This window comes from Rhizobium sp. ZK1 (genome assembly GCF_047782645.1).
Taxonomy (GTDB): Bacteria; Pseudomonadota; Alphaproteobacteria; order Rhizobiales; family Rhizobiaceae; genus Rhizobium.
Map to the genome: position 1 here is coordinate 960,214 of NZ_CP180586.1, position 19,971 is coordinate 980,184.

The following is a 19,971-nucleotide window of genomic DNA, read 5'->3' on the forward strand; positions in this document are numbered from 1 at the left end:
AAGGAACGTTCTCATGTTCGATCTTTCCGGCCGAAAGGCTCTCGTCACCGGCGCATCGGGCGGCATTGGCGAGGAAATCGCCCGCCTTCTCCATAAGCAGGGCGCCATTGTCGGCCTGCACGGTACCCGCGTCGAAAAGCTGGAAGCCCTGGCAAACGAGCTGGGCGAGCGCGTCAAGATCTTCCCGGCGAACCTGTCGGATCGCGATGAGGTCAAGGCTCTCGGCCAGAAGGCGGAAGCCGATCTCGAAGGCGTCGATATTCTCGTCAACAATGCCGGCATCACCAAGGACGGTCTCTTCGTGCGCATGAGCGACGAGGATTGGGATGCCGTTCTCGAAGTGAACCTGACGGCGACCTTCCGCCTGACGCGCGAGCTTACGCACCCGATGATGCGCCGCCGCTATGGCCGCATCATCAACATCACCTCGATCGTCGGCGTCACCGGCAATCCGGGACAGGCGAACTACTGTGCCTCCAAGGCAGGCATGATCGGCTTCTCGAAGTCTTTGGCGCAGGAAATCGCTACCCGCAACGTGACCGTCAACTGCGTTGCTCCAGGCTTCATCGAAAGCGCCATGACCGGCAAGCTGAATGAGAAGCAGAAGGAAACGATCATGGGGGCGATCCCCATGAAGCGCATGGGCACCGGCGCCGAAGTGGCGTCTGCCGTCCTCTATCTCGCCTCCTCTGAAGCAGCCTATATGACGGGTCAGACCCTGCACGTAAACGGCGGCATGGCCATGATCTGAAACGATTAGCTGCCGCAGCCGTCGATTTCAGCCAATAGCGTGTTGAGCAATCACGAACGGTTGATTTTCTGGCTTTGCGGCAGACTTAAAGCATGTTAAGCGGGCCATGACTGTCAACAGTCGTCCCGAAAAAAGCAGACGGACCGGCGGGCTTTTCGCAAGCCTGGGACTTCTCTAAAGCTGGGTAAACGAGTTTGCCGAGGATGTCTGAACGCATCGCAGGCTGAAACAGGGTAGGGGTGTCAGAAGGACATTCCGATCAGGACATAAGGTCGAGGAAACCGACATGAGCGATATCGCAGAACGCGTAAAGAAAATTGTTATTGATCATCTTGGCGTCGATGCCGACAAGGTCGTCGAGAGCGCCAGCTTTATCGACGATCTGGGCGCTGACTCGCTCGACACGGTCGAACTGGTCATGGCTTTCGAAGAAGAATTCGGCGTTGAAATTCCCGACGATGCCGCTGACTCGATCCTGACGGTTGGCGATGCCGTGAAATTTATTGAGAAGGCTCAGGCCTGATACTGTGCATTCGAGAAAGGGCGGGCCAAGAGTCCGCCCTTTTCTTTTGAGCATGTTTCTCCATAAAACATAACAGACGGGGGAAAGCAGTCGATGAGAAGGGTCGTCATAACAGGTACCGGCATGGTATCGCCCTTGGGATGCGGAACGGACGTTACCTGGTCCCGCCTGCTCGCGGGAGCAAACGGTGCCCGCCTCGTGACCGAATTCGAGGTCGAAGACCTTCCCGCCAAGATTGCCTGCCGCATTCCCGTTGGTGACGGTTCGGACGGTACGTTCAATGCCGACGACTGGATGGAGCCGAAGGAACAGCGCAAGGTAGATCCTTTCATCATCTACGGCATGGCTGCCGCCGACATGGCGCTCAAGGATGCCGACTGGCATCCCGAGACCGATGAGGACCAGATCGCGACAGGCGTGCTGATCGGCTCCGGCATCGGCGGCATCGAAGGCATTGTCGAAGCTGGCTATACGCTGCGCGACAAAGGCCCGCGCCGCATCTCCCCCTTCTTCATTCCCGGCCGTCTGATCAACCTCGTCTCCGGCCAGGTTTCCATTCGTCACAAGCTGCGCGGCCCGAACCATTCGGTCGTCACCGCCTGCTCCACCGGCGCGCATGCCATCGGCGATGCCGCCCGTCTCATCGCGCTCGGCGATGCCGATGTGATGGTTGCCGGCGGCACGGAATCCCCGGTCAGTCGCATTTCGCTCGCCGGTTTTGCAGCCTGCAAGGCGCTCTCGACGCAGCACAATGACGACCCGCAGAAGGCTTCACGTCCCTACGATAAGGACCGTGACGGTTTCGTCATGGGCGAGGGCGCCGGTATCGTGGTTCTCGAAGAGCTGGACCATGCGATCGCGCGCGGTGCCAAGATCTATGCCGAAGTGGTCGGTTACGGGCTTTCCGGCGATGCCTTCCACATTACCGCGCCGTCGGAAGACGGCGACGGCGCGTTCCGCTGCATGACCATGGCGCTGAAGCGCGCCGGCCTGACGCCTGCCGATATCGACTATATCAATGCCCACGGTACCTCGACCATGGCCGATACGATCGAACTCGGCGCCGTCGAGCGCCTCGTCGGCAATGCGGCATCGAAGATCTCCATGTCATCGACCAAATCCGCGACCGGCCACCTGCTTGGTGCTGCCGGCGCCATCGAGGCGATCTTCACGACCCTCGCAATCCGGGATAACATCGCCCCTCCGACGCTCAATCTCGACAATCCTGAGCGAGAAACCGCGATCGATCTTGTTCCGCACAAGGCTCGTAAGCGAGAAATCAATGTGGCGCTATCCAACTCGTTCGGATTCGGCGGCACGAATGCATCGCTCGTGCTGCGCCGCTACGTCGCGTAACAGGCGGTTTGCGAGCGCGGGCGAACGTCAAACGGCGCCGAGAAGCGCGGCAGAACCTGTTTTTGCCGCATTACTTCGCGAAATAGCGAAGCGGGGCCCAGTTTTAGAGGATTGCCGGTGAGCGATACGACCAACCAGAGCAGCGAGAATGGCCAGAACGGCCAGCCGGCGCAGAAGGGACCGATCATCCCGAAGTCCCCGAGCGAAGCCCTGCGCCCGGAACGCGTTCCCGAGCCTCCGAAGCGCTCCAGGAATGCCCGCAGCCAGGTCATCCTCTTCCTGAATTTCGTGATGACCATGGCGGTGGTCGTCTGCATCGCCGGTCTCATCGGCTTCTATTACGCCATCACCGCTTATCAGAGCCCCGGCCCGCTGCAGACGAACACCAACTTCATCATCCGCAATGGCGCAGGCCTTTCGGAAATCGCTTCGAATCTCGAGCGCAATCTCATCATCTCGGATGCCCGCGTCTTTCGTTATCTGACGGCGACTCATCTCAACGCCGGCGAAAGCCTCAAGGCCGGTGAATACGAGATCAAGGCGCATGCGTCCATGAACGAGATCATGGAGCTCCTGAAATCCGGCAAGTCGATCCTCTATTCCGTCTCCTTCCCCGAGGGGCTGACGGTGCGGCAGATGTTCGATCGCATGCTGGACGATCCGGTTCTCGAAGGCGACCTGCCGGCGGCACTTCCTTCGGAAGGCAGCCTGCGGCCCGATACCTATAAATTCTCGCGCGGCACCAAGCGGTCCGAGATCATCGACCAGATGGCTGCCGCCCAGCAGAAGCTGGTCGACCAGATCTGGGAACGGCGCGATCCTTCGCTGCTCCTGAAGAGCAAGCAAGAATTCGTGACGCTCGCCTCGATCGTCGAGAAGGAAACCGGCGTGCCGGATGAACGCGCCCATGTCGCATCCGTCTTTCTGAACCGTCTCAGCAAGGGCATGCGCCTGCAGTCCGATCCGACGATCATCTACGGTCTCTTCGGTGGCGGGGGCAAACCCTCCGACCGGCCAATCTACCAGTCGGATCTGAAGAAAGAGACGCCGTACAACACCTACGTCATCAAGGGCCTGCCGCCGACACCGATCGCCAATCCCGGCAAGGACGCACTGGAAGCCGTCGCCAATCCCTGGAAGACGCAGGATCTCTATTTCGTCGCTGACGGAACCGGCGGCCATGTCTTCGCGGCGACGCTCGAAGACCACAATGCCAACGTCAAGCGCTGGCGCAAGCTGGAAGCCGACAAGGGCGCCGATCCCGAAATTGTCGTCGACGGACAACCGGAAGGCCAGCCTGCGGACAACACATCCGCGGTTCCGTCGAAGAAAAAGAAGATCAACTGATATCGGGAGGCCTTCGATGGCATTGCAGTCCATGACCGGTTTTGCGCGGCGCGAGGGGACGGCCGGCCGCTGGCGCTGGGCATGGGAACTGCGTTCGGTCAACGGCAAGGGGCTCGATGTCAGACTTCGCCTGCCGCCCGGCCTGGAGCGCCTCGAAGCGGATGTTCGCCGCATTGCCGGCGAGAATTTCAGCCGCGGCAATCTGCAGGCCACGCTGTCCCTGACCACGGGCGAAAGCCAGCTTGAGGCCGTGCTCAATCAGGATGCCTTCGCTGCCGTTCTCGCCATGCGCGATAAGCTGGAGGGCCTGATCGATCCGGCACCGCTGCGGCTCGACACGCTGCTTTCCATCCGCGGCCTCGTCGATTTTCGCGAGACGCAGGACAGCGAGGAGGCGATTGCCGCGCGCGATGCCGATATCCTGTCGGGACTGATGGCTGCTCTTTCCGATCTCAGGATCATGCGTGAGCAAGAGGGAGCAGCGCTTACCCGCGTGCTTCTCGGACAGATCGCGACGATCGAAGGCCTGACGAGCACGATCGAGGCCGATCCCTCGCGCTCGCCGCAGGAGATCGCGGCAAGGCTTTCGGCACAAGTCGCGCTCCTCATGGAAGGTGCCGGCGCGCTCGATCGCGACCGGCTGCATGCCGAAGCAGCATTGCTCGCCACCAAGGCGGATCTGCGCGAAGAGATCGACCGGCTGAAGGCCCATGTGACTGCCTCTCGTGATCTCCTGGTCAAAGGAGGGCCCGTCGGACGAAAGCTCGATTTCCTTGCACAGGAATTTAACCGCGAATCGAATACGATCTGCTCGAAGTCGAACGCTTCGGCCGTCACCGCAGCCGGGATCGAGTTAAAGGTGGTGATCGATCAGTTCCGCGAGCAGGTCCAGAATTTGGAGTAGGACATGAGCCCGGCGAAAATCTCGCCCATCCAGATCGCCCGTCGCGGTCTGATGCTGGTCATCTCGTCGCCCTCGGGCGCCGGTAAATCCACCATCGCGCGTACGCTTTTGGAAACGGACAGGCACATCGGCCTTTCAGTCAGCGTCACGACACGCCAGCGCCGGCCGAGTGAAGTGGAAGGCGTTCACTATCATTTCAAGTCCGTGCGGGAATTCGAGCGGCTGCGCGATTCCGATGCTCTGCTGGAATGGGCCGAGGTTCACGGCAATTTCTACGGCACGCCCCGCGAGCCGGTTGAGCAGGCCATGTCCGAAGGCCGCGACATGCTCTTCGATATCGACTGGCAGGGCGCCCAGCAGTTGCAGCAGAAGATGCAGGCCGATGTGGTCTCGATCTTCGTGCTGCCGCCGACCATGACCGAGCTCCAGTCCCGCCTGCACCGCCGTGCCGAGGATTCCGAGGAGGTCATCCAGACGCGCCTCGCAAATTCCCGTGCCGAAATCGCCCACTGGCGCGAATATGACTACGTCATCGTCAATGACGACCTGAACGCCGCCCTCGATGCCGTCCAGTCGATCGTCAAGGCAGAACGTCTGCGTCGCGACCGCCGCCACGGCATGTTCGATTTCGTCCGGGAATTGCTTGAGGAAACGCCAATACTCTAAAGGCTGTTCGCCAGCCGGCAGAATTCCTCCACCGACAGTGTCTCTGCACGCCTGGCTGGATCGATGCCGGCTTTGACGAGCAGGCTTTCCCCGCCGATCGGCTTTAGGCTCTGGCGCAGCATCTTGCGGCGCTGGCCGAAAGCGGCCTGCGTCACCTTCTCCAGATTGGCGACGGAGCAGGGGATTGGGTTTTCGTTTGGCGTCAGGTGGACCACCGTCGAGATGACTTTCGGCGGCGGCGTGAAAGCCTGTGGCGGAATATCGAATGCCATGCGGGCATGGGTGCGCCATCCCGTGAGCACGCCGAGACGGCCATAGTGATCGTCATCCTCCGAGGCGACGATCCGCTCGCCGACCTCCTTCTGGAACATCAGCGTCAGAGATTGCCAGAAGGGCGGCCATGCCTTCGGCAGCAGCCAGTTCACCAATAGCTGGGTTCCGACATTGTAGGGCAGGTTGGCGATGATCTTGACAGGGCCTTCCGGCGCTATCGCCTCGAAATCGATCTTCAGCGCATCGCCCTCGATGACCTCCAGCCGGCCGGGATAATGATCGGCGATTTCGGCCAAGGCCGGCAGGCAGCGTGCATCGCGCTCGACCGCGATGACCTTCTTTGCTCCGAGCGCCAGGATGGCCCGCGTCAACCCGCCAGGGCCGGGGCCGACTTCAAAGACCGTCGCATCATCCAGCACGCCTGCTGTGCGGGCAACCTTATGCGTCAGGTTGAGATCGAGAAGGAAGTTCTGCCCGAGCGCTTTGCGCGCATCGAGCCCATGACGCTGGATAATCTCGCGAAGCGGCGGCAGACCGTCGAGTGCAGCCATCAACGATGGCTTTCCGCAGTACGGCCAAGCTGAGCGCCGAGCTTGAGGGCCGCAACGAGGCTCGTCTCGCGTGCAAGGCCCTTGCCGGCAATGCCGAAGGCGGTGCCGTGATCGGGGGAGGTGCGAACGAAAGGAAGGCCGAGCGTTACATTCACCGAATCATCGAAGCCGAGCGCCTTGGCGGGAATCAGTGCCTGATCGTGATACATGCAGACGGCAACGTCGTAACGTGCCCGCGCTTCGTCATGGAACATCGTATCGGCGGGGAGGGGGCCGATCGCATCGATACCCTCGTCACGAAGGATTTGGACCGCCGGATGGATGATGGCCTCATCCTCCTTGCCGATTGCACCGCCTTCACCGGCATGCGGATTGAGCCCTGCGATTGCGAGCCGCGGAGCAGCGATGCCGAACCGCTGCTTCAGATCCTTGTCTGCGATCCGGCATGTCTCGACGATCAGGCCGAGCGTCAGGGCCTGTGGCACATCCTTGAGCGGAATATGGATGGTGACAGGAATGGCGCGCAGTTTCGGCCCCGCGAGCATCATGACGGGCGTGACCGACTGGCCGGTCGCATGCATGGCGAGATCGGCAAGGAATTCCGTATGACCAGGAAACTTGAAGCCTGTCTCGTAGAGCACCGACTTGGCAATCGGATTGGTAACGACCGCCAGCGCTTCGCCCTGCATCACCAGCGCCACGGCCGTCTCGATCGAGGCGATCGTGCCCTTTGCCGTTGCGACATGCGGCTCTCCAGCGGCAACATCGATGCCGGCCGGTATAGGCATGACCGGCAGCGCTTCCGCAAATATACCGAGGCTCTCCATTGCGTTGCCGATGCTGCGCAGGGGAACGTCAAGCCTCAGCTGTCGCGCCCGCACCGTAAGCACGTCGGGATCGCCAATCAGGAAGAACGGCGGCAGCCCAAGCTCGCGTCTGCGAAGCCAGGCCATAAGGGCGATATCAGGCCCCACGCCGGCCGGATCGCCCTGCGTCAACGCAAGCGGTCGCGAAAACGGTGTCGCCATGGAAAAATCAGCGATAGATGATCTGCGCGTGCTTGCGCAGTTCATCCAGATATTTGGTGCTGTTTTCGTTTTCCGGCGCTGCGGACTTGTCCGACTTGGCCTTGTCGAGATCTTCCTGGCGGAACACCATTTCGGCTGCCTGGTCGTCCGAAACCTGACGCTGGCTGCAGATTGCCAGATATTCTACGCCCTTGTCGGTCACGCGCGTTGCCGTCGTGTTGCCCTTGGCCTGTGCGACGAGATCCTTCCAGTCCGCGGGAATTTCCGGAGCCAGCATGCGGCCGAGATCGCGGATCGAGACGTCCCGCATCGTGGCGGCGAAAGTCTTCGCCTGATCGCAGCCAGGATATTTGGAGCGCGATGCCTCAGCCTCGCTCTTGCGCTTGGCCGTAATCGCATTTCGCTTGGCTGGCGGAACCACGAAGATGACCTGCTGCAGCATGTATTCCGTCGTCACCGGCTTCTGCTTGTTGTTCTGCATCATGCGGTTGACAAGATCGTAGTTCGAAATGCGTGCGCTGGAGCCATAGCGCGCATTGACGATGCGCGGCCAGCTCATCTGCACGGCAATGAAATTCTTGAAATGATCGACACCCACGCCGGCGCGGTCGAGGATCTGTGACATCTGCTCGACGGAAAGCTTGTTGCTGGCGGCGAAACGGGCGAATGAGGCATTGACGTCATCCTGCGAGACGGACATGCGCACGCGAGCGATTTCCTGCCGCTTCAGCGTCTCATCGACAAGCTGTTCTTCTGCGGCTTTGGCATCAGGTTTCTGGCGCTGCAGTCGCATGAAGGCCTGCCGCTTGGCGACATCGCCGCTGGTAATCGCAGTACCGTTTACCACCGCTTTCACTTCGCTTGCGGCGAAGACAGGGGTGCTGAAGGCAGCAAGCATGAAGGCTGCGCCTGCAATGAGCGTGGTTACGGTTTTCTTCGCGTCAATCATCTGTTGACCTCCCGATAGCGCCGACGATCCGGCGCGCGGCGTTCTTACCATAGACTGAGACGAGCGGAAATCGCATCTCTTGCTCCGCGACACCCTACGCCTCACATAACGACTGGTCGCAATGTCCTGCACAGGCTTACGGCGAAAGAATGGCCCGGCCGGAAATCTCCGGCCGTCCATCCGTCATCAGAGGCTATTTGCAGCGTCACCCGTGCCCAACCGGATATCGCCGAGCGTGCGGAAGGTCAGACGGGCGGCGATCGTCCAGTCGCTTGCCGTTTGATCCGTCGTATCCCGCCTATCCACATAGGCGATGGTGAAGATGGTGCACTCGTCCTGATAGGAAATGCCGAGCGAACGCCTGACAACGACGTCATTGTTCAGATCCCAGGCGATACCACCGAAGATCGACCAATAGTCCTTGAACTTGACGCTGCTGCTCGCCTGAATCTCGTCTTGGTCTTCAGCAAAGCCGTATGCCGGCTGGGCGCTCACGTGCGTATAGGTGAGCTGGCCCGAGAAAGTATCGTTCTGATAGGCCGTTGTCAGGTCGCCGCGATTGAAGGCGAAATCCTTCTCGTCCAGCCGGTAGGATGCTGCCACGGAGAGGCCGAAAGGCATTTCGATGCCGCCGAGGCCAACATAGTCGGAACGGTCGGTCTCAAGGCCGGAATCGGCGCCGACATTCACGAGGTCGTCGGTCGCAAACGAATTCTGACCGGCGAGCTGGTAGGACTGTCCGAAGATGCCGTGCAGCTTGTAGCCGCTGTCGAAGGTGCCCGTATACTGGAAGCCGACGTTTGCGCGCGTGCCGCCCTCGATGCGGTCGTAACCGGAGAATCTGTCACGATCGAAAAGGTTGGTCGCATCGAAGACGAAGCTCTGCGCATCTTCATTCGGCAGCCGGCCGGCGAGTGGTTCATCCGGCCGTGCATAGATCTGGGCAATCGGCTCCAGAACATGCGTGCTGTTGCTGGTCGTGAACAGGATCGGGTAGCGCATTTCCAGCCCGGCCGTCACCATTCCGCGCGCTGCCGCGTTATCCTCGTCGTAGTTGCCGGCATAGGGAATGCCGTTGGCATCGACCGGACTGTCCATGTTGAGCGCGAAAGCATCGCCGCGTGCCGCGAGCAACGGTGTGATCACAAGCCCCGTCGGCGTCACGAAGGTGCGCTTCCATTGCAGTTCCGTGCTCAAGCGGGTGGTCTGACCCTCCAGGCCACGGAAGCGGTCGAAACCTGCGACATTATAAAAATCGTCGTGGGTGCGCGAAATATTGGTGAGATTGACATCTGCCGAAAGCTCACCGCCTGCGAGTGGCTGCGGCGCAACATAGTGATAGTCAAGCGTCGGATAGACGATCGCCTGCTGCTTTTCCGCGGTGTTGTTGGGGTCGGCGTCCTGAACGTCGAAATAGAAAGAGCGCAGGTCGAAGTAATTCCGCTTGCCGAGACCCGTCAGATAGACGGTATTGGCGTGCGGCGTGTTGTCGTAACCATCGATCTTGTAGGTGCGCGAGAAGTTGTTGTCGCTCTGGACCATCACATCCCAGCCGAAGGTCCAGCGGGGATTGATCCTGAAGCTCCCTGTCGACGCGACCATGCCGCGCTGTTTGGCTTCGGCATCGCTTGTACCGGCGCTGAAATTACCGGGGTTCATCTGATCGATGCCGGCAATATGCATCGTCACCGTGCCGTTTTCGAAGCGGCGGCGATATTCACCCTCGAGCATGAAGCCCTGCGAGGTATAGCCGGTGCCCGTGACGGTGAAATCCGAACTCGGGGAGATAACGTAATAATAGGGAACGTGCAGACCGTAGCCGATATTCTGCGAAACGCTCATCGTCGGGAACAGGAAGCCCGACTTGCGCTTCACGGTATTATCGGGGACCGTGATCCACGGAACGTAGGCGATCGAACGGCCAAGCAGCTGAAAGCGGGCGTGCTCGAGCCGGATCGTGTGCTTCTGGTTGTCCTGAATGACACGCTGCGCCTTGACCTGCCAGAAGGGCGCGCGTTCGGGCTTTTCGGCACAGGGCAAGCAGGCCGTGTAGACACCTTTATTGAGAATCATCTGCGTGCCGCCGACGCGCTGGCCGGTTTCGGCAACGAGGCGGGTATTGTCGCTTGTCTCAATTCGCAGCGCATTCATGAAGCCGTCTGCGAAATTGTCGGTCACATCGAGGTGGTCGGCATAGATACGGTTGCCGTCGGGCGTCACCATCTCGATGTTGCCGGTCGCCATCATGCGGCCGGTCTTCTGGTTATAGTCGACCTTCTGGGCAACCAGCCTGTAGCCGCCGTAGTTGATCTGCACGCCGCCGATCACAGAGACGAGCTCCTGGTCCCTATTATAGACAAGCTCGTTCGCAGACAGCATCAGCTTCGCATCCGGCGAGATATTCTGGCCGATTGCAGGCATGCCTGTACTGTTCTCCTGGCCGTAGGCCAGCGGAGCATTTTCGAAATAGGAACACAGAGCTGCGCCTAAGAGCAGGGCAACCAACTGTTTACTAAACACCTTGCGGTCGCCTACCGCCACTAGCCATCCTCCTGATGAAGCAGGATCGTCGCGCCTAAAGCGAGCGCCACGATCACTGGTATCCAAGTCGCCACAAACGGCGGCACGACACCGCTGCTTCCAAATGCCTTTACAAGCACGGTGACGACATAAAGCATGAAGCCTGAAAGGATTCCACCCAGAATCACAGAGCGTGACTGGTTGAACCGGCTAAATTTTAGAGACACTGTTGCAGCAATGAGAGTCATAGCCACCAAGAGCAGCGGCTGCGACAGCAAAGAGTTGAATTGAGTCTCAAGCGCCTTCGTGGATATCCCGAAGGATTTGGCGGCAGCGATACGGTTGGAAAGGTCAAAAAAACCAATTGTTTCCGGCGCTGTGAGCCGCTCCTTGATGAAGTCCTGCTTCAGATTGGTACGAAGCTGCTCCGTAGCCTTACGCACCGGGATTTCCCCAGGCTTGCGTTCGATGACGTTGTTAAGCTGCCAGTAACCATCTTCCAATTTGGCCGATGAGGCATCCTGCCTCAGAATGACCTGACCCGTGGAATCGAAGTGGATAAGCACGGCGTCCATGAGCAGCGTGCCGTTCTCCAGTACGGTCTTGGCGCCGATGATGACATCGTCCCGGCCGCTGATCTGGCGCAGCCACGGAACCTGCAGCGCCCTGATCATGGCATTGTCCTGACCGCGCCACGCCGTTTCGAATTGCGTTGCCTGCCTTTGGCCCCAGGCGGCGAGCGGATTGAGCGCCACCACCGTCAGCACGCCGAGAATCAGGGAGCCGGCGATAAAAGGCAGCATGAACTGCCAAACCGAGATACCGGCCGCACGGGTGACGACGAGTTCATATTTCCGGTTGAGCCCGATCAGCACGGTAATGCCGACGAACAGCGCCACGAAGGGGATGGTCTGCTGCAGGATCAACGGCAGTCGAGCGGCAGTGAGCAGCACAGCACCACCCAGCGTGTAGCCGGGAAAGCTGGAGATGCGGCTCGCCGTCTCGCTGAAGTCGAGCAGAAAGGTGATGGCGCTCATGCCGACTAGGAACCACATCGTGGTCACGAAATACCGGCGGAAGAAATACCGCGACAACGTTCCGAAAATCATCGCGCAGCGCCTCCGCCGGTCCAACCCGTCACGGCAAGTACCCGCTTTTGCGCGCGCGTCCAGAGTCTCGAGGTGCGATTTCTGACGGCGAGCGGCATGGCAAGCCGCTTATGCATGTTCAGGAAAATAATCGAAACCAGGCCGGTCACGATCGGGATCGCATAGAGGATCGGGATATAGATCGTGTTCTTGTCGATCTGGTTAGCAACGTAAAACGCCGCCCAGCGCAGTATGAATGCGAGGCCCAGCGCTCCAACCATCGGATGCATGCGCGCCTCGCGATGCGATCGCGCATCCCCGGCTATTGCAAGCGAGAAAAGCGCAAAAACGAAGGGAAGCATCCAGTCGGTCAGGCGGCGATGCAGTTCGGCAGTATAGCTGCCGGGCTTGGCGATATAGTCAGGATCTTTCGGATCGGGATTGAGCAGGAAGGCGAGATCGCGGTCGCTGGCGCGAAGCGTCGCCTGTCCGTTATTTTCCGTCATGTCCGAAAGGTCGAAGGAATAGGAATCGAACTTGATGACGGAGACGTTTCCATCGGGCGTTTTGCGATGGACTTCGCCGTCATGCATGATCAGCGACGTGCCGATATCATCCACGGCGCCTTCGCGCGCATAATAGATGAGCTCGTTATTCGGATCGCGCTCGTCGGCGACGAAAAGGCCCTTCAGCATGCGGCCGGCGAGCCGCTGCGAGATCTGCACATAGAGGCCTTCATCGATCTTGCGAAAGGTCTTTTCCTCGATCACCGACGAAAGAAGATCGGCATAAGTGGCGGCGATCATCTGCCGCACGACCGTCTTCGCGCGCGGCTCGACGACATTGTCGACGAAGAACGAGAAGACGCTGATGAGGACCGCAAGGAGCAGGATCGGCCGCGCCAGGATGGTGCGGCGAGCGCCGGCGGCATCGATCACGGTCAGCTCCGAATCGTTGTTCATCGTCGTCAGCGTCTGGGTAATGCCGATGACGAGAGCGAAAGGCAGCACGATGGGAATGATCGACGGCAGGATCAGCGTCGCAAGCGTGGCGAAGGAGCCGATCGACTGGCCGCTGTCGGTTACTAGGTTGATGCGCTGCAAAACCTGGGTGGTCCAGATGATCGCAAGCACCGGGAGCAGAGCCACGAGAAACATCTGGCCGACACGCCGCAATATATATGTCTCAAGTAGTTTCATGCTCGCCCTTGAAAGCACCCTCAGGCCGATATGGCCAACAGGAGATTCCCTCTACGCTGTTTGTCGCGGTTTTGCGACAAGGCCGTGTCAAAAATTCATTCAAATTTCAGAATTTTTTTGTCGCTGTGGCGACTCAGCGAGTGCCATCAGCGCTGCGAATATGACAACCGAGGAGAGCCACGCCAGCACCACATCGGATAAATAATGTGCGCCGAAGGAAAGCCGCATCGCCGGCGTCAGGATGGAAACGGCGGCAACAGGTGCCACAAGCGCATAGCGCACCGACTTCGGAACGAAGATCAGCAGGCAGAACAGCCAGCCCGCGCTCGCCGCTTCGCCTGATATGAAGGAACAGTTCGAGATGCATTTGCCGGCGAGTGAACCGGCTTCTGCAAAGTGAAGCGTACCGCCGAAGAAATCCGTTTGCACCGGGCGCGGCCGGCCCCAATGCTCCTTGAGGATCACATTGACGAGAAGAACGGGGCCGATGAGCAGCGTGCCGAGCGCGACCTTCAGATCGCGGGCGCGCGGGGCGTTGAATGTCGCGCCATGCTGTTGATAGCATTCGGCTAGCTTCCACAGCATTACGGCGGTGACGACATAGGGAACGTAAAAGAAGAGGGTGCGCAGCAGGCTGAGGATTGCCTCGCTCCGATAGGGAAAGGAGCCGCAGACCTGCGTCGCGGGTGCCGATGCGCCACATGCCTCCTGGACGAAAAAAAGCCGGGAAAAATAAATATCTATTTCGGGAAAGGCCCGAAAGAGGCCTAGCAGAAGCCACCACGCCCAGAAGAGCAGGACAAAGACGCCGAATGCCGTTTGCGGCAGGCGAATTGCCGGACCCCGCCATCGATTTTTCGAAAAAACTGTCAACGCAAACATCTACGAAACTGACGAAAACCTTTTGGCCGGGCGGCCGCGCGGAACATAACAACTGTCGCCGGCCATTGACAGACCCGCCAAACGCGAAATTATCCCCCTGGAACGGATTTAATGAATCCCATCGGAGAAGACATGTCTGCAAAATTCGAAATTTCATTCTCAAAATCGGCAAAGCTCAGTGGTGGTCTCGCAATCCTTCTGAAGGCTTCAGAGGCTGATATGGCGGCTGGAGCCGATATTGCCGATCCGGCGGGGGTGATCGCCAAGGCGTCGAAAATTGCACGCTTCTCTGCAAAGTCGTTGGCTGCTCTTGATCTCGTCGCGCCGGAAGGCGCGCCGGTCGAGCGGATCATCGTCATCGGCCTCGGCAAGGCCGCGGACCTCACCGTCCACGACTGGCTGAAGGCCGGCGGCAGCGCCGCTTCGCGGATCAAGAGCACCGAGAAAGCGACGATCTTCATCGATTCGCCGGGTGTGGAGGTCAGTGCCAAGTCTGCAGTGGATTTTGCCCTCGGCATGCTGATGCGCGCCTACAGCTTCGATACCTATAAGACGAAGAAAAATGACGATGAGGACAAGCAGGCGAAGTCGATCAAGGTGACGATCGTCACGGCGGACGCTGCTGCCGCCAAGAAGGCCTTTGCCGATGCGGAAGCGATTGCCGCCGGCGTCAACCTTGCTCGCGACCTCGTCAACGAACCGCCGAATGTTCTCGGCCCGGTCGAATTTGCCGCCAAGGCCAAGGAGTTGGAAAAGCTCGGCATCGAGGTGGAAATCCTCACCGAGCGCGAAATGCGCCGTCTCGGCATGGGTGCGCTGCTCGGCGTTGCTCAGGGTTCCGTGCGTCCGCCGCGCCTGGCGGTCATGCAGTGGAAGGGCGGCAAGAGCAAGGACCGGCCGATCGCCTTCATCGGCAAGGGCGTGGTCTTCGATACCGGCGGCATCTCGATCAAGCCGGCCGCCAATATGGAAGACATGAAGGGCGACATGGGCGGTGCGGCTGCCGTCACCGGCCTCATGCACACGCTTGCCGCCCGCAAGGCGCCGGTCAATGTCGTGGGCATCATCGGCCTTGTGGAAAACATGCCTGACGGCAATGCCCAGCGTCCGGGCGACATCGTCACCTCCATGTCCGGCCAGACGATCGAGATCATCAACACCGATGCCGAAGGCCGCCTCGTGCTCTGCGATGCGCTCTGGTATTGCAACGACCGCTTCAAGCCTCAGTTCATGATCAACCTTGCAACGCTGACAGGTGCCATCATGGTCGCGCTCGGCAACAGCCATGCGGGGCTCTTCTCGAACGATGATTCGCTATCGGCACAGCTGACCGCGGCCGGTCTCGTGACCAACGAGAAGCTGTGGCGCATGCCGCTCGGCAAGGAATATGACAAGATGATCGACAGCAAGTTCGCCGACATGAAGAATACCGGCGGCCGCCTTGCCGGCTCCATCACGGCTGCGCATTTCCTGAAGCGATTCGTGCAGGATACGCCCTGGGCGCATATCGATATTGCCGGCACGGCGATGGGCTCGGTGCAGGATGAGATCAACCAGTCCTGGGGTTCCGGCTACGGCGTGCGCCTGCTCGACGAACTGGTCCGTGTGAATTACGAAACACGATGACGGAAATCCTCTTCTACCATCTGACGGAATCGAAGCTGGAAGACGCGCTTCCGCCGCTGCTCGACAAGAGTGTCGAGCGCGGCTGGCGCGTCGCCGTTCAGATGAAGGAAGCTGCGCGACGCGATGCGCTGGATACGCATCTGTGGACCTACCGGGAAGACAGCTTCCTGCCGCATGGCACGGACGAGGCCGATTTCGCCGGGGATCAGCCCGTTCTCCTGACCATCTCTCCTGACAATTCGAATGCCGCCACCGTCCGCTTCATCGTCGACGGCGCCGAGCCGCCGCCCGCCGCCGATTATGAGCGGATCGTTTTCATGTTCGACGGTTACGATCAGGAGCAACTTGAAGGTGCACGCGCCCAATGGAAGAAGCTGAAAGGCGAGGGGCATAACCTCACCTATTGGCAGCAGACGCCGGAAGGGCGGTGGGAGAAGAAGGCCTGACTGGAGCATGTCGCGCAAAAGTGTGCCGCGGTTTTGCGATAACGACATGCAGAAGCAAAAGCCTAATGCGTGGCAAGCGAATCTGAAAGTTCGCGACACGCATTAGGTCGTCAGGCGAGGCCCGCTTCCGCCAGAACGGTGTCGATGAAATCCTTCTTCGCTCCGGTATAGGCGGCGCGGCTCTCGGCATATTTCTGCGCAAGGCCGATCTTCAGCTCCTCATAGGCCACCGCGAGTGCCGGATCGTTTTGCAGCCGGTCACGGAAAAAAATGTTCCGCCGCCAGTTGAAGCCCTGATATTCGACGACATGGGCGAGATGCGTGCGCGTCTCGCCCGCAATGCCGCGGCCGAAGAGATGGTCGTCGGGTACGATGTCCGCGCCGGCGTAATCATAGCCGATCTTTGCCATCGGTTCGATGCAGGCAAGCCCGTCTTCGAGGCGGCGCACGCCGATCAGGATGTCGATGATCGGCTTCGCCTTGATGCCGGGGATGGCAGTGCTGCCGAAATGCTGGATATCGAGTGCCAGAGGGCCGAGCGCATCGCGAATCCTGGTCTCTTCCAGCAGATAGGCCTCCCGCCATCTGGCATTGGCGTCGGCAAGCCTGACGGCCAGATGCCGGACGCCCAAACCAAATGATTCATCCTGCTCCTGCTGCATGGAAACGGCCCCTTGATATCGGCGCCGCTATCCTAGCATTTTGCAGGCGCGATGGCATCTGCCGACAAGGCCGATCAGTCGTAAAACGCCTCGACGAATTTCCGCTTGCCGAGCATGAAGGCATCGGCGACGTGACGCAGCGGTGCCAGATCGACATCCGACTTGCCCGCCTTGATGAGCTCGGCAAAACGGCGATAGAGCGCCGGATATTCGGCTTCCGGCGCGGAGAACTTCAGCTCGCCATCGACCGAAAGCTTCGAACCGCCCTCCGACAGAACCATCTGACCCGCAGCCGTTTCCGCGATGATGTCCCAGCTCTGCTTGCCCGTCTGGCGCCAGTCGAATTCGGCATGGACGGGAACATAGTCGACATTGCGGAAATGCAGGTCGGCAGCGATCGGCGAGTCACGGTTCTCTGGGAATTCCAGCGTGCCGGCGCTGAGGAACATTGCCTTGGGCAGGATATGAGTGACGATCGAGAGCGCATTGATGCCAGGATCGAAAACGCCGAGGCCGCCGGCCTGCCAGATCCATTCCTGGTTCGGATGCCAGTGGCGCACGTCCTCCTTCCAGATCACGTGCACGCTCTTGATCTCCGTCGAGGCAAGGAAGGACTTTGCGGCTTCGACGGCCGCTGCATAGCGCGAATGCCAGCTCGCAAACAGTGTTGCGCCCTGCTTGTTCGCGAGGTCTTCCAGATCAGCCACTTCGCTCAGCGTCGCGCCCGGCGGCTTTTCGAGGAAGACATGCTTGCCGGCGACCAGCGCCTTGTAGGCGGCCTCATAACGATATTGCGGCGGCATGCAGAGCGAAACGGCATCGATCGATGGTTCTGCGCCCAGCATGTCGTCGATCGACGTATAGGCGGTAACGCCGTCGACCGTGCCGTGGCGGCTTGCCGTCGCTACCAGCTTGAAATCAGCATTGGCGGCGATGGAGGGGAGATGCTGGTCGCGGACGATCTTGCCGACGCCGACGATGGCGAGATTGATGGCTGACATGGTGCTTGCTCGCGTTCAGTGTTTCGCTAAAAGTATGACTTATTGCGCGCCGTTTTATCAGAAAGCGATCCGCGGGCAAGCCGCCCTTGTCAGAGCAAAGCCATTTCCACCGGTGTGGAGCTCTTTTTGAATTTCAGCGTCACTACCTTGTAACCTTCCGCCTCGAGTTTCGAAAGAAGTGTCGGCAACATCGTTGCGGTGCGTTTATGGATGTCGTGCATCCGGTCTCTCAGGCATGAAGATGCCGGGCGTGCGAGAGGCCCGGCTGTCCGAAGCACGGTCGATGGCACCTCAGCTCGTCATCGCTTCCTCATATTCGGCGGAAAGTTCCAGCCATTGCTCTTCGGCGGCAGCGAGCTTGGCGGCGGCTTCGCCGCGCTGCTTGGCTTTTTCTGCGGCCTTGGCGGGCGCTTTTTCGTAGAGCGCCGGGTCTGCAAGCTCTGCATCAAGAGCCTGAATCAGTTTCTCCAGCTTGCCCGTCAAGGATTCGATTTCATTGATCTTTTTCTTGAGAGGGGCGAGCGAGGCGCGCTTGTCGGCATTCAGCTTGCGCTGGTCGGCTTTCGAGGACTGTTCTTCAGGCGGTCTCTGCTTTTCGTCGTCTTTTTTTTTCCCGGAAGCGACGATCAGGTCGCGATACTCTTCCATATCGCCTTCGAAACTCGTCACCGTGCCGTTGTTGACCAGCCAGAGGCGGTCGACGGTCGCTTCGATCAGGTGGCGGTCGTGCGAGATCAGGATGACTGCGCCGTCATAGTCGTTCAGCGCCTCGATCAGTGCGCGGCGGCTGTCGATGTCGAGATGGTTCGTGGGCTCGTCGAGGATCAAGAGGTTCGGCGCATGAAAGGCGGCAAGCCCCATCAGCAGGCGTGCCTTTTCACCGCCTGAAAGATCTTTCGCCGCCGTCGCCATCTTCTCGGTCGCAAGGCCCATCTGCGCCACGCGGGCGCGCACCTTGGCCTCCGGTTCGGTCGGCATCAGCCGTCGCACATGCTCGACAGGCGTCTCGTTCGGCACGAGGTCTTCGAGTTGATGCTGCGCGAAGAAGCCAATCTTCAGGCTCGGCGCCAGACGCACTTCGCCACTCTCCGGCGCCAGGCGGCCGGAGATGAATTTGGCAAAGGTCGATTTACCGTTGCCGTTCGAGCCGAGCAGGGCGATGCGATCGTCATTGTCGATGCGCAGATTGAGCCCTTTGAGGATCGGCTTGCCCGGCTCGTAGCCGACAGCGCCGCCGCTGATCGCGACGATCGGGGAGGCCGGCTGCTTCTCGGGCTCGGGGAAGGTGATCGGCTGGACGTGATCCTCGATCACGGCGGCCACCGTGCCCATGCGCTCCAGCGCCTTGACGCGCGACTGGGCCTGCTTCGCTTTGGAGGCCTTGGCCTTGAAGCGGTCGATGAAGCTCTGCAGGTGCTTGCGCGCCGCATCGTTCTTCGCCTTGGCCTTCATCTGTAGCTCGTCGGCTTCCGCCTTCTGCCGCTCGAACTGGTCGTAGTTGCCGCGATAGAAGGTGAGCTTCTTCTGGTCGAGATGCACGATGGAATTGACCGCGTTGTTGAGCAGATCGCGGTCGTGGCTGATGATGATGACCGTGTGCGGATAGCGGCGGATATAATCCTCCAGCCACATCGTGCCTTCGAGGTCGAGATAGTTGGTCGGTTCGTCGAGCAGCAGCAGGTCCGGCTCGGTAAAGAGCACCGAGGCGAGCGCCACGCGCATCCGCCAGCCGCCCGAGAAGGAGGAGGCGGGCCTTGCCTGCGCTTCCTGATCGAAGCCGAGGCCTGAGAGGATGCTGGCGGCGCGCGCTTCCGCCGAATGCGCGTCGATATCGACGAGGCGCATCTGGATTTCGGCGATACGGTGCGGATCGGTCGCCGTCTCCGCCTCGGCAAGCAGTGCCGCGCGCTCCTTGTCGGCGGACAGTACGATATTGATCAGCGATTCCTCGGTACCTGGCGCTTCCTGCTTCACCTGGCCCATGCGCGCATTCTTGGGGATCGATATCGTCCCGCTTTCCGCTCCCAGATCGCCTGTTATGACACGGAAGAGGGTGGATTTGCCGGCGCCGTTACGTCCCACGAGCCCGGCTTTCGTGCCTGAAGGCAACGATACGCTGGCATGGTCGAGGAGCAGGCGGCCGGCGATGCGGGCGGAGATGTCTGAAATCGTGATCATGCGCGCGGTTTTGGCCGAAAG

The 19,971-nt window shown here is 60.0% G+C and carries 18 protein-coding genes and 1 pseudogene; 8 read left to right on the top strand and 11 right to left on the bottom strand.

Annotation, left to right across the window (positions count from 1 at the left end; genetic code table 11):
* Positions 1 to 13: 13 nt before the first annotated feature.
* From fabG to gmk, 6 genes are all read left to right on the top strand, one after another.
* Positions 14 to 751 carry a 3-oxoacyl-[acyl-carrier-protein] reductase gene (fabG, locus tag ACK9YZ_RS04935; RefSeq protein ID WP_216757578.1) on the top strand — a complete coding sequence of 246 codons (738 nt, stop codon included), beginning with the start codon at positions 14 to 16 and terminating at the stop codon, positions 749 to 751.
* A gap of 286 nt (positions 752 to 1,037) precedes the next feature.
* On the top strand, positions 1,038 to 1,274 hold the full coding sequence (locus tag ACK9YZ_RS04940; protein ID WP_003547058.1) for an acyl carrier protein: 237 nt from the start codon (positions 1,038 to 1,040) through the stop codon (positions 1,272 to 1,274).
* Between the two features lie 93 nt (positions 1,275 to 1,367).
* The gene (gene fabF, locus ACK9YZ_RS04945) at positions 1,368 to 2,630 is read left to right on the top strand and encodes a beta-ketoacyl-ACP synthase II (RefSeq protein ID WP_416065859.1); all 1,263 of its coding nucleotides are present in this window, start codon (positions 1,368 to 1,370) and stop codon (positions 2,628 to 2,630) included.
* 117 nt (positions 2,631 to 2,747) lie between these two features.
* A complete protein-coding gene (gene mltG / locus ACK9YZ_RS04950) occupies positions 2,748 to 3,977 on the top strand; it encodes an endolytic transglycosylase MltG (RefSeq protein WP_416065860.1) in 1,230 nt (409 codons plus the stop codon).
* Between the two features lie 16 nt (positions 3,978 to 3,993).
* On the top strand, positions 3,994 to 4,881 hold the full coding sequence (locus tag ACK9YZ_RS04955) for a YicC/YloC family endoribonuclease (RefSeq protein WP_216757581.1): 888 nt from the start codon (positions 3,994 to 3,996) through the stop codon (positions 4,879 to 4,881).
* 3 nt (positions 4,882 to 4,884) lie between these two features.
* Positions 4,885 to 5,547, top strand: coding sequence for a guanylate kinase (gene gmk / locus ACK9YZ_RS04960; RefSeq protein WP_416065861.1), 663 nt, complete (start codon positions 4,885 to 4,887; stop codon positions 5,545 to 5,547).
* Here gmk and rsmA read toward each other — a convergent pair.
* The 7 genes from rsmA to ACK9YZ_RS04995 form a co-directional block, all read right to left on the bottom strand.
* A complete protein-coding gene (gene rsmA, locus ACK9YZ_RS04965; RefSeq protein WP_416065862.1) occupies positions 5,544 to 6,371 on the bottom strand; it encodes a 16S rRNA (adenine(1518)-N(6)/adenine(1519)-N(6))-dimethyltransferase RsmA in 828 nt (275 codons plus the stop codon). The two genes, gmk and rsmA, sit on opposite strands and share 4 nt — an antisense overlap.
* Positions 6,371 to 7,399 carry a 4-hydroxythreonine-4-phosphate dehydrogenase PdxA gene (pdxA, locus tag ACK9YZ_RS04970; protein WP_416065863.1) on the bottom strand — a complete coding sequence of 343 codons (1,029 nt, stop codon included), beginning with the start codon at positions 7,397 to 7,399 and terminating at the stop codon, positions 6,371 to 6,373. Before pdxA ends, rsmA begins: the two co-directional genes overlap by 1 nt.
* A gap of 7 nt (positions 7,400 to 7,406) precedes the next feature.
* Positions 7,407 to 8,348 (bottom strand): peptidylprolyl isomerase, encoded by a 942-nt coding sequence (locus ACK9YZ_RS04975; protein ID WP_216757585.1) that lies wholly within the window; start codon positions 8,346 to 8,348, stop codon positions 7,407 to 7,409.
* 186 nt (positions 8,349 to 8,534) lie between these two features.
* Positions 8,535 to 10,889, bottom strand: a complete 2,355-nt coding sequence (locus ACK9YZ_RS04980) for an LPS-assembly protein LptD (RefSeq protein ID WP_416065864.1) — start codon at positions 10,887 to 10,889, stop codon at positions 8,535 to 8,537.
* Positions 10,889 to 11,977, bottom strand: coding sequence for an LPS export ABC transporter permease LptG (gene lptG, locus ACK9YZ_RS04985; protein WP_416065865.1), 1,089 nt, complete (start codon positions 11,975 to 11,977; stop codon positions 10,889 to 10,891). Before lptG ends, ACK9YZ_RS04980 begins: the two co-directional genes overlap by 1 nt.
* Positions 11,974 to 13,155: an LPS export ABC transporter permease LptF gene (gene lptF / locus ACK9YZ_RS04990; RefSeq protein WP_416065866.1), complete on the bottom strand. Its 1,182-nt coding sequence runs from the start codon at positions 13,153 to 13,155 to the stop codon at positions 11,974 to 11,976. Before lptF ends, lptG begins: the two co-directional genes overlap by 4 nt.
* A gap of 99 nt (positions 13,156 to 13,254) precedes the next feature.
* A complete protein-coding gene (locus ACK9YZ_RS04995) occupies positions 13,255 to 14,028 on the bottom strand; it encodes a phosphatase PAP2 family protein (RefSeq protein ID WP_216757588.1) in 774 nt (257 codons plus the stop codon).
* Between the two features lie 141 nt (positions 14,029 to 14,169).
* Here ACK9YZ_RS04995 and ACK9YZ_RS05000 point away from each other — a divergent pair, with 141 nt between their 5' ends.
* Both ACK9YZ_RS05000 and ACK9YZ_RS05005 read left to right on the top strand, forming a co-directional pair.
* Positions 14,170 to 15,663, top strand: coding sequence for a leucyl aminopeptidase (locus tag ACK9YZ_RS05000; protein ID WP_416065867.1), 1,494 nt, complete (start codon positions 14,170 to 14,172; stop codon positions 15,661 to 15,663).
* Complete coding sequence (locus ACK9YZ_RS05005; protein WP_416065868.1) at positions 15,660 to 16,109, top strand: DNA polymerase III subunit chi; 450 nt, start codon at positions 15,660 to 15,662, stop codon at positions 16,107 to 16,109. Before ACK9YZ_RS05000 ends, ACK9YZ_RS05005 begins: the two co-directional genes overlap by 4 nt.
* A gap of 110 nt (positions 16,110 to 16,219) precedes the next feature.
* On the opposite strand, the gene ACK9YZ_RS05010 is transcribed toward ACK9YZ_RS05005, so the two are convergent.
* The 4 genes and pseudogenes from ACK9YZ_RS05010 to ACK9YZ_RS05025 all read right to left on the bottom strand — a co-directional run bounded on the left by ACK9YZ_RS05010 (position 16,220) and on the right by ACK9YZ_RS05025 (position 19,950).
* Positions 16,220 to 16,771: a GrpB family protein gene (locus ACK9YZ_RS05010; RefSeq protein WP_416065869.1), complete on the bottom strand. Its 552-nt coding sequence runs from the start codon at positions 16,769 to 16,771 to the stop codon at positions 16,220 to 16,222.
* 74 nt (positions 16,772 to 16,845) lie between these two features.
* The gene (locus tag ACK9YZ_RS05015) at positions 16,846 to 17,772 is read right to left on the bottom strand and encodes a Gfo/Idh/MocA family protein (protein ID WP_216757592.1); all 927 of its coding nucleotides are present in this window, start codon (positions 17,770 to 17,772) and stop codon (positions 16,846 to 16,848) included.
* Between the two features lie 89 nt (positions 17,773 to 17,861).
* A pseudogene (locus tag ACK9YZ_RS05020) lies at positions 17,862 to 17,993 on the bottom strand (polysaccharide deacetylase family protein); the annotation flags it as partial.
* Positions 17,994 to 18,063: 70 nt separating this feature from the next.
* Complete coding sequence (locus ACK9YZ_RS05025) at positions 18,064 to 19,950, bottom strand: ABC-F family ATP-binding cassette domain-containing protein (RefSeq protein WP_416065870.1); 1,887 nt, start codon at positions 19,948 to 19,950, stop codon at positions 18,064 to 18,066.
* Positions 19,951 to 19,971: the final 21 nt, after the last annotated feature.